This window comes from Sutcliffiella horikoshii (assembly GCF_019931755.1).
GTDB lineage: Bacteria > Bacillota > Bacilli > Bacillales > Bacillaceae_I > Sutcliffiella_A > Sutcliffiella_A horikoshii_E.
Window position 1 is genome coordinate 1,934,694 of the sequence record NZ_CP082918.1, and the last position, 14,289, is coordinate 1,948,982.

At 40.9% G+C, this 14,289-nt stretch carries 12 protein-coding genes; all 12 read left to right on the forward strand.

Features of this window, described 5'->3' with window-relative positions; translation table 11 throughout:
- Positions 1 to 22 precede the first annotated feature (22 nt).
- The 12 genes from ribF (at position 23) to K7887_RS09905 (ending at position 14,276) form a co-directional block, all read left to right on the forward strand.
- Positions 23 to 994, forward strand: a complete 972-nt coding sequence (ribF, locus tag K7887_RS09850) for a bifunctional riboflavin kinase/FAD synthetase (RefSeq protein WP_223493623.1) — start codon at positions 23 to 25, stop codon at positions 992 to 994.
- A gap of 102 nt (positions 995 to 1,096) precedes the next feature.
- Positions 1,097 to 1,366: a 30S ribosomal protein S15 gene (gene rpsO / locus K7887_RS09855; protein ID WP_010193305.1), complete on the forward strand. Its 270-nt coding sequence runs from the start codon at positions 1,097 to 1,099 to the stop codon at positions 1,364 to 1,366.
- Between the two features lie 277 nt (positions 1,367 to 1,643).
- Positions 1,644 to 3,761 carry a polyribonucleotide nucleotidyltransferase gene (gene pnp, locus K7887_RS09860; protein WP_223493624.1) on the forward strand — a complete coding sequence of 706 codons (2,118 nt, stop codon included), beginning with the start codon at positions 1,644 to 1,646 and terminating at the stop codon, positions 3,759 to 3,761.
- A 143-nt stretch (positions 3,762 to 3,904) separates the two neighbouring features.
- Entirely contained in the window at positions 3,905 to 4,870 is a 966-nt protein-coding gene (locus tag K7887_RS09865) for a polysaccharide deacetylase family protein (RefSeq protein ID WP_223493360.1), read from the forward strand.
- A 30-nt stretch (positions 4,871 to 4,900) separates the two neighbouring features.
- Positions 4,901 to 6,145: a M16 family metallopeptidase gene (locus K7887_RS09870; protein ID WP_223493361.1), complete on the forward strand. Its 1,245-nt coding sequence runs from the start codon at positions 4,901 to 4,903 to the stop codon at positions 6,143 to 6,145.
- Between the two features lie 78 nt (positions 6,146 to 6,223).
- On the forward strand, positions 6,224 to 6,469 hold the full coding sequence (locus K7887_RS09875; RefSeq protein WP_223493362.1) for a YlmC/YmxH family sporulation protein: 246 nt from the start codon (positions 6,224 to 6,226) through the stop codon (positions 6,467 to 6,469).
- A gap of 571 nt (positions 6,470 to 7,040) precedes the next feature.
- Positions 7,041 to 7,937 (forward strand): dipicolinic acid synthetase subunit A, encoded by an 897-nt coding sequence (dpaA, locus tag K7887_RS09880; protein WP_223493363.1) that lies wholly within the window; start codon positions 7,041 to 7,043, stop codon positions 7,935 to 7,937.
- Positions 7,938 to 7,939: 2 nt separating this feature from the next.
- The gene (locus tag K7887_RS09885) at positions 7,940 to 8,539 is read left to right on the forward strand and encodes a dipicolinate synthase subunit B (RefSeq protein ID WP_010193296.1); all 600 of its coding nucleotides are present in this window, start codon (positions 7,940 to 7,942) and stop codon (positions 8,537 to 8,539) included.
- A gap of 151 nt (positions 8,540 to 8,690) precedes the next feature.
- Complete coding sequence (asd, locus tag K7887_RS09890; protein ID WP_223493364.1) at positions 8,691 to 9,734, forward strand: aspartate-semialdehyde dehydrogenase; 1,044 nt, start codon at positions 8,691 to 8,693, stop codon at positions 9,732 to 9,734.
- A gap of 165 nt (positions 9,735 to 9,899) precedes the next feature.
- Positions 9,900 to 11,171 (forward strand): aspartate kinase, encoded by a 1,272-nt coding sequence (gene dapG, locus K7887_RS09895; protein WP_223493365.1) that lies wholly within the window; start codon positions 9,900 to 9,902, stop codon positions 11,169 to 11,171.
- Entirely contained in the window at positions 11,164 to 12,036 is an 873-nt protein-coding gene (dapA, locus tag K7887_RS09900) for a 4-hydroxy-tetrahydrodipicolinate synthase (RefSeq protein WP_223493366.1), read from the forward strand. Before dapG ends, dapA begins: the two co-directional genes overlap by 8 nt.
- A gap of 575 nt (positions 12,037 to 12,611) precedes the next feature.
- Entirely contained in the window at positions 12,612 to 14,276 is a 1,665-nt protein-coding gene (locus tag K7887_RS09905) for a ribonuclease J (RefSeq protein ID WP_223493367.1), read from the forward strand.
- Positions 14,277 to 14,289: the final 13 nt, after the last annotated feature.

A 14,289-nucleotide genomic window follows, 5' to 3' on the forward strand; every position in this document is an offset into this window, starting at 1 on the left:
ATTAAGATTTAGGTGATAAATGATGAAAGTTGTGTATTTGGAGCATCCGCATTCCCTTACAAAAGAAGAATGTATCCCTGCTGCAGTGGCTCTCGGTTTTTTCGATGGCATCCATTTGGGGCATCAAAAAGTGATTAAAAGTGCACTGTCTAAGGCGAAAGACCTTGGGGTGGCAAGTGCCGTAATGACATTGGATCCGCATCCTTCCGTCGTATTGAGAAAGACTGTTCAACATGTCCGCTACATAACTCCACTTTCCGAAAAGATAAGGCTGCTTTCATCTTTAGGGGTGGACATTCTTTATGTGGTCAAGTTTGACATGTCTTTTGCGTCGCTTGTACCCCAGGACTTTGTGGATCAATATATCATTGGACTGAATATCCAACATGTAGTAGCTGGATTCGATTATTCCTATGGCAGTCTCGGCAAAGGGACAATGGAGACACTGCCATTTCATTCTAGACAGCAATTTGATCAGACTGTTGTGGAGAAATACACGACAAATGATCTTAAAGTAAGTTCGACTTTCATTAGAGAGCAGCTGAAAGATGGTAAAGTTTCCGAACTGCCGAATACTTTGGGCCGTTATTATCAAATACGGGGAAAAGTCGGGCATGGAGAAAAGAGGGGCCGTACAATCGGATTTCCCACCGCCAATGTGGTGCTTGGCGATGACTATGTGATTCCTAAAACTGGTGTCTACACGGTACGTATGCACGTGAATGACAGATGGATCAATGGAGTATGCAATGTCGGCTATAAACCGACTTTCCACAAGCAGGATAAAGAAAACTTACCGTCCATAGAAGTACACCTTTTGGATTTTGATCAGCAAATCTATGGAGCTGAGGTAATAATAGAATGGCATAATTGTATAAGGGAAGAAAAGAAGTTTTCGGGTATTGATGCGCTTGTTGCTCAGATTAGAAAAGACAAGGGAATTGCGGAAGACTATTTTCAAAAAAACCTGCACGATACTTGCTTTTTGACGTAAAAAGAGGTATGCTATTAAACGTACTAAAACCATTGCTTGGCAAGTCGAATCACCAACGCTTGCTCGGTAATAGGGGTTTTTACTATTAAGGAGGTGAATAGGATGGCTATTACACAAGAGCGTAAACAAGAACTTATCAACGAGTTCAGAACTCACGAATCTGACACTGGATCTCCAGAAGTTCAGATCGCTGTCCTAACAGAACAGATCAACAACCTGAACGAGCATTTACGTACTCACAAGAAAGATCACCACTCACGTCGTGGTCTATTGAAAATGGTTGGTAAGCGTCGTAACTTACTTACTTACCTACGTAACAAAGATGTAACTCGTTACCGTGAACTAATCAATAAATTAGGTTTACGTCGATAAGTTTGTCAGAAAAAGCGGGAGAATTCCCGCTTTTTTATTAGTATTTTAGAAGTTATTTTTCAAAAATTGCTTATAGAACACCAAAAAAGCGATTTTTTTCCTATACATGCTGGAATTCTATTGATATGTAGTAGTTATTTCGTTCATACTATACATAATACTAAAACTTATTTTCACATAGACTGTTCTACTAATTAAGCTGCAGTCCGTTGATCGGATGCAGGCATTGAGAAGAAGGTCAATACATATGAAAGCTAGAGAGGGGTTAAACGAACTCATGGGACAAGATAAACAAGTCTTTTCTATCGACTGGGCTGGAAGAAACCTGACGGTAGAAGTAGGACAATTAGCGAAGCAAGCAAACGGAGCTGTTATGGTCCGCTACGGAGATACGGCTGTGCTCAGCACTGCAACCGCTTCAAAAGAACCGAAGAAATTAGATTTCTTCCCATTAACAGTTAACTATGAAGAAAGATTATACGCAGTAGGTAAAATTCCAGGTGGATTCATTAAGAGAGAAGGACGTCCAAGTGAGAAGGCTGTATTGGCTAGCCGCTTGATTGACCGTCCAATCCGTCCACTATTTGCTGATGGTTTCCGTAACGAAGTACAAGTTATCAGCATCGTGATGAGTGTGGATCAAAACTGTTCATCTGAGATGGCAGCGATGTTCGGTTCTTCATTGGCGCTTTCTGTTTCCGATATTCCTTTCCAAGGACCAATCGCAGGTGTAACAGTAGGAAGAATTAACGACGAGTTCGTTATTAATCCTAATGTTGAACAGCTTGAAAAGAGTGATATCAACTTGGTTGTAGCTGGAACAAAGGATGCAATCAACATGGTTGAAGCTGGTGCTGATGAAGTTCCGGAAGAAATAATGTTAGAAGCAATCATGTTTGGTCATAACGAAATCAAACGTTTAATTGCTTTCCAAGAAGAAATTGTCCAAGCAGTAGGTAAAGAGAAAACAGAAGTTACTCTTTATGAAGTAGACAAAAACCTTGAACATGAAATCCGTGCACTTGCTGAAGAGAAAATGACAAAAGCTGTTCAAGTCTTTGAAAAGCACGCTCGTGAAGCTGCTATCAAAGAAGTGAAGACAGAGGTTCTTGCGCGCTATGAAGAGCAAGAAGTAGAAGCTGATGTGTTGAAGCAAGTCAACGAAATTTTAAGCATGCTAGTGAAAGAAGAAGTAAGACGCCTCATTACAGAAGATAAAGTACGCCCTGATGGACGTAAGAGTGACGAGATTCGTCCGCTGGCTTCTGAAGTCGGCCTATTGCCTCGTACTCACGGTTCCGGTCTGTTTACACGTGGACAAACTCAAGCATTAAGCATCTGTACTTTAGGTGCACTGGGTGACGTACAGATCCTTGACGGATTAGGTATTGAAGAAGAAAAACGTTTCATGCATCACTATAACTTCCCATTATTCAGTGTTGGGGAAACTGGTCCGATGAGAGGTCCTGGACGTCGCGAAATCGGACATGGTGCTCTTGGAGAGCGTGCCCTTGATCCGGTTATTCCTTCCGAGAAAGACTTCCCATACACAGTTCGTCTAGTATCAGAAGTTCTAGAGTCCAACGGTTCCACTTCCCAAGCAAGTATCTGTGCAAGCACACTTGCCATGATGGATGCGGGTGTACCTATTAAAGCTCCTGTAGCAGGTATTGCAATGGGATTAATTAAAAAGGGCGAGCATTATACAGTTCTTTCCGATATCCAAGGAATGGAAGATCACCTTGGAGATATGGACTTTAAAGTTGCTGGTACAGCCAAAGGTGTTACAGCACTTCAAATGGATATAAAAATTGAAGGTCTTTCCCGTGCTATCTTAGAAGAAGCACTTCAACAGGCTAAAATTGGACGTATGCATATTCTTGATTCTATGCTTGCTACAATTGATGAGTCTCGTAAAGAGCTATCTCCTTATGCACCGAAGATCTTGATGATGAGCATCAACCCTGATAAGATCCGTGATGTAATTGGACCTAGCGGTAAACAAATCAATAAGATTATTGAAGAAACCGGAGTTAAAATTGACATCGAACAAGATGGAACGGTATTTATTTCTTCCATTAATATGGAGATGAATGACAAAGCGAAGAAAATCATCGAAGATATCGTACGTGAAGTCCAAGTGGGCGAAATTTACATGGGTAAAGTAAAACGTATTGAAAAGTTCGGTGCATTTGTTGAGCTATTCAGTGGTAAAGACGGACTTGTCCATATTTCTGAACTTGCAGAAGAACGCGTGAAACAAGTGGAAGATGTTGTGAAACTTGGAGAAGAAGTTCTTGTAAAAGTAATGGAAATCGACAAGCAAGGAAGAGTGAATCTTTCTAGAAAAGTACTACTTAAAGAGAAAAAAGAAAAAAACGAACAAATGTCCTAATATAGGAGCCTGGTTTGACCGCCGGGCTTTTTGCGGTACCTCCCCATAGAAAATGGCCTTGTGGGGTGGTGTCTTTCCGCTTTATTCTTTGTTCTACCTTGTCCACTTCCTACATAAATTTTAAGTAGGAAGGAGTGGGTGGAATGAAAAGAAGTACGTTTCAGTTGTTGGCATTTGTTATTATTGCATTTTTTACATATAACACGGTGAGTCATCCATTTCAGGGAGATATAGCAGCTATACTTTCTAAAGATATAGCAGAAGTGGCCCAGAAAAAGGATGCACTTTATGTGGAGATTGAACAAAAGGCGACTGCTTATGAAGTGGCACCTCAAGACGCGAAGATAGATAAAGTCTGGAAGGCTCAGCCGGGTCTTAATGGTTTGAAAGTGGATCTTGAAGCTTCTTATAAAAATATGAAGAAGAGCGGTGAATTTGACGAGAAAAAGCTTGTAATGGAGCAAATATCGCCTAAGATTCATCTTTCTGACTTGCCACCTTCACCAATTTACCGCGGGCACCCTGAAAAGCCAATGGTATCGTTTTTGATAAATGTGGCATGGGGAAATGAGCATATTCCAGGGATGTTAGAAACATTGAAAAATCATGGAGTGCAAGCAACCTTTTTTCTTGAAGGAAGATGGGTTAAAGAAAACCCTTCGATGGCTAAAATGATAATAGATGCAGGACATGAAGTGGGGAATCATTCTTACACACACCCTAATATGAAAACATTGGGAAGTACTGCGGTCAGGGAACAGCTTTTAAAGACAAATGAAGTCATTGAGGCAATCTCCGGCAGTAAAGTCACCTGGTTTGCCCCTCCAAGCGGTAGCTACCGTGACGAGGTCGTAAACATCGCCCACGAAATGAAATTAGGGACGATTATGTGGAGTGTTGATACCATTGATTGGCAGAAGCCGTCACCTGATGTTCTTGTTAATAGAGTAATGGGGAAGATTCATCCTGGTGCAATGGTTCTTATGCATCCTACGCCATCAACAGCTAACAGTTTGGAAACTCTTATTACATCCATTAAAGATAAAGGGCTCGAACTAGGAACGGTTTCTTCTCTTTTAAGTGAAGAAAGGATCGTTCATCACAACTAGATTTGGCAAACTTGAATAGGAGGATTATCGTTGCTTACTAAACATACATGTTCAAACGGAGTAAGAATCGTATTAGAAAATATTCCACATGTCCGCTCGGTTGCGATTGGCGTATGGATTGGAACAGGTTCACGAAATGAAGATAATCTCAATAATGGAGTATCTCATTTCCTTGAGCATATGTTCTTCAAAGGAACAGAAACAAAAAATGCACGTGAAATTGCCGAGGCTTTCGATTCTATCGGAGGGCAGGTAAATGCATTCACTTCTAAGGAATACACTTGTTATTATGCAAAAGTTATGGATGAACACTCTTCCTATGCACTTGGAGTATTAGCAGATATGTTTTTCCACTCAATCTTCGATGAAGAAGAATTGAAAAAGGAAAAAAATGTTGTATACGAGGAAATCAAAATGTATGAAGATGCTCCAGACGATATCGTCCATGACGTTTTGGCAAGAGCATCCTATGGTAACCATCCTTTAGGTTATCCGATACTGGGAACAGAAGAAACTTTATCTGCTTTTAACGGTAATACATTGCGTGAATATATGAAGGAAACTTATACTCCTGACAATGTGGTTATCTCCGTAGCTGGTAATATTGATGAGTCATTTGTGAAAGAGATTGAAAACCTATTTGGAAGTTATGAAACTGGTCACTCAAAGCGTGAGTATGTAAAACCTTCCTTTGAAACTGGACGAATTGCAAAAAAGAAAACGACCGAACAGGCTCATCTCTGCATAGGTTACGACGGGCTTCAAATCGGCGACAAAGATATTTACAACCTGATTGTATTGAATAATGTGCTTGGCGGCAGCATGAGCAGTCGTCTATTCCAGGATGTCAGAGAGGAACGCGGACTGGCGTATTCAGTCTATTCCTATCACTCCACCTTCCAAGATAACGGTATGCTTACCATTTATGGTGGAACTGGCAGCAACCAATTAGATCTTCTGTTTGAAACCATTCAACAGACGCTTAACACACTGAAGCGCGACGGAATAACTAAAAAAGAGCTTGTCAACAGTAAGGAGCAAATAAAGGGTAGCCTTATGTTGAGTCTTGAGAGCACAAACAGTCGTATGAGCAGAAACGGAAAGAACGAGCTTCTTCTCGGAAGACATCGCTCCCTTGATGATATTTTAGAAAGAATCAATAGTATCACAGAGGAATCTGTAAATAACCTGGCAACCAAGATTTTTACAGATGAATATTCGGTTGCTTTAATCAGTCCAAGCGGTGAGATGCCTAAATCAATTCAAGAAAAATAATAACATGCCTGCCATTTTCTAATGGCAGGTTTTTTTTTGGACGCCTTCTAATATAGATAATATAGGAGGTGATTTCTTATGAGATTAAGTGAAATGAGCGGAAAGGAAATTGTTGATGTGAAACGGGCAGAACGGCTCGGCATACTTGGTCATACAGATCTTGAAATCAACGAAAGTACAGGTGAGATACGTTCACTTATCATTCCTTCCTTGAAATGGTTTGGGTTGAAGAAGGAAGGCAGCGACATTCGTGTACCGTGGAATCATATTAAAAAGATTGGAACAGATATGATTATTATTGACATACCGGAAGAGGAAGAATGACTCAGCGCTAGCTGGGTCTTTTTTTGTCTATAAGGCTCTATATGCCCGAACGGAAGGGATTACATGGCTTTCGGTAGTATAGAAGTGCTCTATATGCCCGAACGGCAGGGATCACACGGCCTTCGGTAGTATAGAAGCGCTCTATATGCCCGAACGGAAGGGATCACTCAGGTTTCGGTAGTATAGAAGCGCTCTATATGCCCGAACGGAAGGGATCACTCAGGTTTCGGTAGTATAGAAGCGTTCTATATGCCCGAACTGTAGAGATCACAGAACCTTCGGTAGTATAGAACCGCTCTATACGCCCGAACGGCAGAGATCACAAGACCTTCGGTAGTATAGAAGCCTTCTATATGCCCGGAAGATAGAAATCATCCAGTCTTCGGGCTAAAAGTTCAAAAACCTTTCATTCAAACTATCTAAATACTTTTAAATATCATCCACTTGCAAACTCTTCCCTTTCTCCTTTGATTCAAGCACAGATTTTCCATAGGTTACATAAGATGTGGAAGTAAGAAAAACTTGAGCCAGATTTACAAACTTTCACGAAGTAGAAGAAGGTGAACGATATATGCTGACCGGTTTGCACATAGCTGTCATTGGCGGTGATGCAAGGCAGCTGGAAGTGATACGTAAGCTTATTGAGCTAGACGCGAAGCTTTCGCTTGTAGGATTTGACCAATTAGATCACGGCTTTACAGGTGCTTCAAAGGAGCAGATGAATGAAGTAGATTTTACGACTGTCAATGCCATTATCCTTCCTGTTCCCGGCACTAATTTAGAGGGGCAGGTTGATACTATTTTCTCAAATGAAAAAATTGTCTTAACAGAGGAAATAGTCAAGAACACACCAGACCACTGTACCATTTATTCAGGTATCACTAACCCCTATTTGAATCAATTGGTGGCAAGTACAAACAGGAAGTTAGTTCAATTGTTTGATCGTGATGATGTTGCCATCTATAATGCAATTCCGACGGTGGAAGGTACCATTATGATGGTTATTCAACATACAGATATTACGATCCATAACTCCAAAGTAGCGGTTCTAGGTTTAGGAAGAGTCGGTATGAGTGTAGCACGTACTTTTGCCGCACTCGGTGCAAATGTGCGTGTAGGCGCCAGAAAATCAGAACATATTGCCCGTATCTTTGAGATGGGCGTAACTCCATTTCATCTAAACGAATTGGCTGAGAATGTTGCAGACGTAGATGTCTGTATCAATACTATTCCACACCTTATCGTAACATCGGATGTAATCTCCAAAATGCCTGCTCATACTCTCATTATTGATCTGGCATCAAAACCAGGGGGAACTGATTTCCGATATGCCGAAAAAAGAGGAATTAAAGCATTATTAGCTCCAGGACTTCCAGGAATTGTTGCTCCAAAAACTGCGGGGCAGATAGTGGCAAATGTCTTGGCACAATTACTTAAAGAAGAAATGGAAGGGAGAAAGGGGAATTAACCATGCAATTAAAAGGTAAACGGCTAGGTTTTGGTTTAACGGGATCTCATTGTACGTATGATGCAGTTATTCCTGAAATACAAAAGCTACTTGATGCTGGTGCAGAAGTGAGGCCAGTAGTTACTTCGACCGTTCAACATACAAATACCAGATTCGGTCAAGGGGAAGATTGGATTAAACTGATTGAAGATATGACAGGGTTTAAAGTGATAGATTCCATTGTAAAAGCAGAGCCGCTTGGGCCGAAAATTCCATTGGATTGTATGATCATTGCCCCTTTAACTGGGAACTCCATGAGTAAATTGGCCAATGCGCTTACAGATTCACCTGTATTAATGGCTGCAAAGGCAACACTCCGGAATCATAACCCGGTGGTTTTAGGGATATCTACAAATGATGCCCTTGGATTAAACGGATTGAACTTAATGAGATTAATGGCTACCAAAAATATATACTTTATTCCTTACGGGCAAGATGCACCAGACAAAAAACCAAATTCCATGGTTGCGAGAATGAGTATGCTCATGCCTACTGTGGAGCATGCATTGGAGCATAAGCAAATACAACCAGTCATCGTGGAAAGATATAAAGACGATTTATAATAAAATTTGCTTAGAAGAGAAGAAAAGTAAGAATTTCTTCTCTTCTTTATTTCAGTAATATGATAAAATAAAAAACTATATATGAATATTTATTCTGAAAGCTCAGATAAACATTAATGAGCTATTTTTAAAATGGAGAGGTGCTTAATAGATGAGTGGTTTACATGTAGCAGTAGTAGGCGCAACAGGAGCAGTAGGACAGCAGATGCTTCATACATTAGAAGAAAGAAATTTTCCTATCAAGAAGCTTACGCTATTATCTTCGGAGCGCTCTGCAGGTAAAAAAGTATTATTTAAAGGGGAAGAAGTTACAATTGAAGTTGCAACACCTGATAAATTTGAAGGTGTTCATATAGCATTATTCAGTGCAGGAGGAAGTGTTTCCAAGGAGCTAGCGCCTGAAGCGGCAAAGCGAGGAGCAATAGTAGTGGATAACACTAGCTTCTTCCGTATGGATCCTAATGTGCCACTTGTAGTACCAGAAGTTAATGAGGAAGACATCAAATCCCATAATGGAATCATTGCAAACCCGAATTGCTCGACTATTCAAATGGTAGTAGCATTAGAGCCGATTCGTAAATCATATGGTCTTACTAAGGTCATAGTCAGCACCTATCAAGCTGTTTCAGGAGCAGGTGCGGCGGCAATTGATGAGCTTGAGTCCCAATCACAGGCCATTTTAAACAAAGAAGCCTTCACACCAAGTATTCTACCTGTTAAAGGTGACAAGAAACATTATCAAATTGCATTCAATGCCATTCCACAGATTGATAAGTTTGAAGAGAACGGTTTTACTTTTGAAGAATTAAAAATGATCAACGAAACAAAAAAGATCATGCATGACCAAACCCTACAGGTTGCTGCGACATGTGTACGCCTTCCGGTTGTAACAGGACATTCCGAGTCTGTATATATTGAAGTAGAAGACGAAAATGTGACTGTTCAAGATATGAAAGCGTTGCTTGAAAAAGCTCCTGGCGTTGTGTTGCAAGACAATCCGGCAGAACAGGTCTACCCGATGCCAGCTGATTGTGTGGGCTCTAACGACGTGTTTGTCGGTAGAATCAGAAAGGACCTGGATAACAAGAAAGGTTTCCATTTATGGATTGTATCTGACAACTTGCTAAAAGGTGCGGCCTGGAATTCCGTGCAAATTGCTGAGAGCTTAGTGAAACTTGGTGTCATCAACCGATAAAAAGATAGAGAAAAGGTCTTTGTAAGACCTTTTCTTTTCGGAAGAAAGACCGGTTTCATACCAATGCCATTCTTGAACAGGGAGTCCCTTTTACAAGGGTACTATTTTCATCACATCTTTCGTATGTATTAAGGATGTTTCTAAACCGCGATGAGGTGTCAATATATGAAAATAATTGTTCAAAAGTTTGGCGGAACGTCAGTAAGGGATGAAACCAGTAGACATGCTGCAGTCAAACATATAAAAAAGGCCGTTAATGATGGATACAAAGTGGTCGTTGTGGTATCCGCCATGGGGAGAAAAGGGGAGCCATACGCAACAGACACCCTATTGAACCTTGTGGAATCAGGTAAGTACAACGTATCTAAGCGTGAAATAGATATGCTGTTATCTTGTGGAGAAATTATCTCTTCCATTGTTTTCAGTAGCCTGTTGCAAAAAGAAGGAATTTCCTCAACAGCATTAAATGGCCCACAGGCTGGATTTCGAACCAATAATGACCACACAAATGCCCGTATCATTGAAATGAAATGTGAAAGACTTCTTGAAATGCTAGAATTGCATCAAGTAGTGGTTGTAGCAGGATTTCAAGGGGAAACGAAGAACGGGGATATTTCCACCATTGGGCGTGGAGGAAGTGATACTTCAGCTGCCGCTTTAGGTGCAGCCCTTCATGCAGAATGGATTGATATTTTTACAGATGTGGAAGGGGTCATGACTGCTGATCCACGGATTGTCAAAGATGCCTCTCCATTACCTGTTGTCACCTATAACGAAATATGTAACATGGCATATCAGGGTGCAAAAGTAATTCATCCACGGGCCGTGGAAGTTGCGATGCAGGCAAAGATACCAATCCGTATCAGGTCGACTTACTCCAACTCAACGGGGACATTAGTCACCTCCCTTGATAGAATGGGAAAGGGTGCTGATGTAAAGGACCGCTTGATTACGGGGATAGCCCATGTACCGAATGTCACACAAATAAAGGTTTTTGCAAAAGAAGGAAATTATGGCATCCAAACCGAAGTCTTTCGAGCGATGGCCAATGAACAGATAAGTGTAGACTTTTTCAATATCTCTCCTACAAGTGTGGTTTATACCGTCACAGATGAGATGAGTGAAAAAGCGATAAATGTATTGCGGAAATTGGGATATGAGCCGAAAGTCAACCGCCACTGTGCAAAAGTTGCAACAGTTGGAGCAGGAATGACAGGCGTACCCGGGGTAACTTCGAAAATAGTGACGGCACTGTCGGAACTAGGCATACAAATTCTTCAATCCGCAGATAGTCATACTACAATCTGGGTACTTGTAAAACAAGAGGATATGATTAAAGCGGTGAATGCTTTACACAAGGCTTTCAATCTTGCAAGAAAACAAATAACAATCATACACCCAACCGCAGAAGAAGGAGAGAAAACAGTTCATGATTAACTTTGGTAAAGTATCAACAGCTATGGTGACACCTTTTGATAATAAAGGAAACATAGACTTCGAAAAAACAACACAATTGATCAACTATCTTATTAATAACGGTACGGATTCCGTTGTTGTAGCCGGAACAACGGGAGAATCTCCAACCCTATCAACAGAAGAAAAGCTTGCCCTGTTCTCTCATGTAGTTAAGGTTGTTGATGGTAGAATTCCTGTGATTGCAGGAACGGGTAGCAATAATACCCGAGCATCTATTGATCTGACCAAAAAAGCGGAGGCGGCAGGTGTGGATGCTATCATGTTAGTGGCACCGTACTACAATAAGCCTAGTCAAGAAGGACTTTATCAGCACTTTAGTACAATCGCATCTGAAACATCCCTGCCTGTTATGCTGTACAATATTCCTGGCAGATCTGTTGTTAATATGTCAGTTGAAACAATTGTACGCCTTTCTGCTATTGATAATATCGTTGCAGTCAAAGAAGCAAGCGGGAACCTGGATGCCATGACGGAAATCATCGCAAATACACCGAATGAATTTGTCCTATACAGTGGGGATGACGGGTTAACCTTGCCTGTACTTTCTATAGGAGGAAATGGTGTGGTTTCCGTAGCCTCACACGTTCTAGGAAATCAAATGCAAGAAATGATTCGTTCTTTTGAGACAGGAGAGTATGCAAGTGCTGCTAAACAGCACCAATCGTTACTGCCTGTCATGAAGGGACTATTCAGTGCACCAAGCCCTTCACCAGTCAAGACAGCCCTGCAATTAAAAGGTATGGATGTCGGCGGTGTCAGATTACCATTGGTGCCGTTAACAGAAGACGAAAGAAATACGTTAACGCAACTTATAGAAACAGTTTAATATTCGAAAAGAGCCAAAGCTTGTTAGGAAGCTTTGGTTTTTTAATTGATTAAGGAACTATAAAATAATGGAATGCTGGATTCGTTGGGATGAAGACCTCAGTGACGAGGAAAAAGGAGGAGAGAGGTCCTCATCACCGTTATGAAGACCTCAGTGACGAGGAATCAGGAGGAGAAAGGTCCTCATCACCGTTATGAAGACCTCAGTGACGAGGAATCAGGAGGAGAGAGGTCCTCATCACCGTTATGAAGACCTCAGTGACAAGAAATCTGGATGAGAGAAGTCCTCATCGCCAATATGAAGCCATTGGAGACAAGGGATTTTTAAGTAAGAATAAAAACTGTTGACTTCATTCACCTTAGGGTCCAAGAAGAGGTTTTTCTTTTATATACCCATTAAATTCCAGTTATTATAATATTTCTTGTATTCCAATTCTTTCATACGTTATAATAATTTCAAATGACATGGAGCGGATATTGATTTGGCACTAGGTAGCTGAAAATTTAATAGATCTCTTGATGCAAAGCGTGCATTATCGTCATAATTCGTTGTACAGATATATAGGAGGTAAAAAAGTGAATACACCACAGATAGAGAAACTTAAAGTGTTTGCCCTCGGGGGGATCGGGGAAATCGGCAAAAATATGTACGTATTAGAGATGGAAGATTCCATTTATATCATGGATACAGGTGTCATGATCCCAGAAGACGGGATGCTTGGTATAGATATGGTAATACCAGATACCACCTACCTTGAGGATAATAAAGACAAGATTAAGGGGATTTTCCTCACACATGGTCATGAAGAGCATATGGGCGGACTTGCATACATCCTTAGGAAATTAAAAGCACCTGTATATGGTACGAAGTTTACTTTGGCACTTGCAAAAGAACTTGTGAACGGGCTTGGATCTAAAGGACAGGTCGAGTTTATGGAGGTAGATGATAGCACTGTCCTAGAATTGCCTCAAACGACGGTTACCTTTTTTAGAACAAACCATAGCATTCCCGATTCAGTCGGCATTTGCTTTCACACTCCACAAGGCGCAATCGTTCATACAGGTGACTTCAAATTTGATCAATCCCAGTTATCTAAGAATGCCGATATAGGGAAAATTGCAGAAATCGGAAACAAGGGTGTACTATGTGTCCTTTCAGATAGCACCAATGCAGAAAAACCGGGATATACTATTTCCGAATCTGTTGTCAGACAAGAGATTGCAGATGTAACGTATAATGCAAAGGGCCGCGTTTTTGCTGCGTGCCTATCTACAAATGTCGGACGAATTCAACAAATCGTTCAAGCTGCCGTAGATAGCAACAGAAAGCTTGTAGTCGTTTCTCATCCAACTGATCGAAACTTCACAATTGCTACAGAATTGGAATATTTACAAATCCCGGATGACCTGCTTGTACCTGTAAATGAACTTGGCAACCTAAAAGATGATAATGTAGTTGTCCTTACAATTGGGACGCACTCTCAACTTATGTCATCCCTATTGAAAATGGCCAAAGGTACTCATAAACATGCTCAAATCAAAAAACAAGACATCGTTATGATTGCAGCCTCTCCTTCACCTGGAACAGAATTAACCGTAGCTAAAGTGATAGACAAGCTATACAGGGCCGGAGCTGTTGTCATTTATGGTCAAAAGAAAATTCATTCTTCAGGGCACGGTTGTCAGGAAGAACTTAAGTTAATGTTGAACTTACTTAAGCCAAAGTATGTTATCCCTATACAAGGGGAATTCAAAATGCAAAGAGCGCTTTCCAAAGTGGCAGAGAGCGTCGGAATTGATAAGGATAATATTTTCTTATTAAATAAAGGTGAAGTAGTTGAGTTTAACAAAGGAACTGGAAAATATGCCGGCAAGGTTTATGCCGGAAATGTGCTAATCGATGGTCTCGGAGTTGGGGATATCGGAAATATTGTGTTACGAGACCGCAGGCTATTGTCCCAAGACGGCATTATGGTGGTGGTTGTTTCCATCAGTAAGAGCCAGAAAAGAATTATTGCAGGTCCAGAGATCCTTTCAAGAGGTTTTGTTTATGTGCGGGAGTCCGAAGAGCTTTTAGACAGAGCAAATGCCATCGTGACAGAAATTCTAGATAATGCCGTTAAAGAACAGATTCTCGAGTGGTCAAGCTTAAAGCTTAAAATACGAGAATCCCTAAACCAGCACTTATATGAAAAGACTAGACGTCGACCAATGATTCTTCCTATCATCATGGAAGTGTAATATCGTATCTTAC

Coding starts and splice junctions, on each gene's coding strand:
- rpsO (WP_010193305.1), top strand. CDS start 1,097: ATGGCTATTACACAAGAGCGTAAACAAGAACTTATCAACGAGTTCAGA.
- ribF (WP_223493623.1), top strand. CDS start 23: ATGAAAGTTGTGTATTTGGAGCATCCGCATTCCCTTACAAAAGAAGAA.
- dapA (WP_223493366.1), top strand. CDS start 11,164: ATGATTAACTTTGGTAAAGTATCAACAGCTATGGTGACACCTTTTGAT.
- asd (WP_223493364.1), top strand. CDS start 8,691: ATGAGTGGTTTACATGTAGCAGTAGTAGGCGCAACAGGAGCAGTAGGA.
- K7887_RS09875 (WP_223493362.1), top strand. CDS start 6,224: ATGAGATTAAGTGAAATGAGCGGAAAGGAAATTGTTGATGTGAAACGG.
- K7887_RS09885 (WP_010193296.1), top strand. CDS start 7,940: ATGCAATTAAAAGGTAAACGGCTAGGTTTTGGTTTAACGGGATCTCAT.
- dpaA (WP_223493363.1), top strand. CDS start 7,041: ATGCTGACCGGTTTGCACATAGCTGTCATTGGCGGTGATGCAAGGCAG.
- K7887_RS09865 (WP_223493360.1), top strand. CDS start 3,905: ATGAAAAGAAGTACGTTTCAGTTGTTGGCATTTGTTATTATTGCATTT.
- pnp (WP_223493624.1), top strand. CDS start 1,644: ATGGGACAAGATAAACAAGTCTTTTCTATCGACTGGGCTGGAAGAAAC.
- dapG (WP_223493365.1), top strand. CDS start 9,900: ATGAAAATAATTGTTCAAAAGTTTGGCGGAACGTCAGTAAGGGATGAA.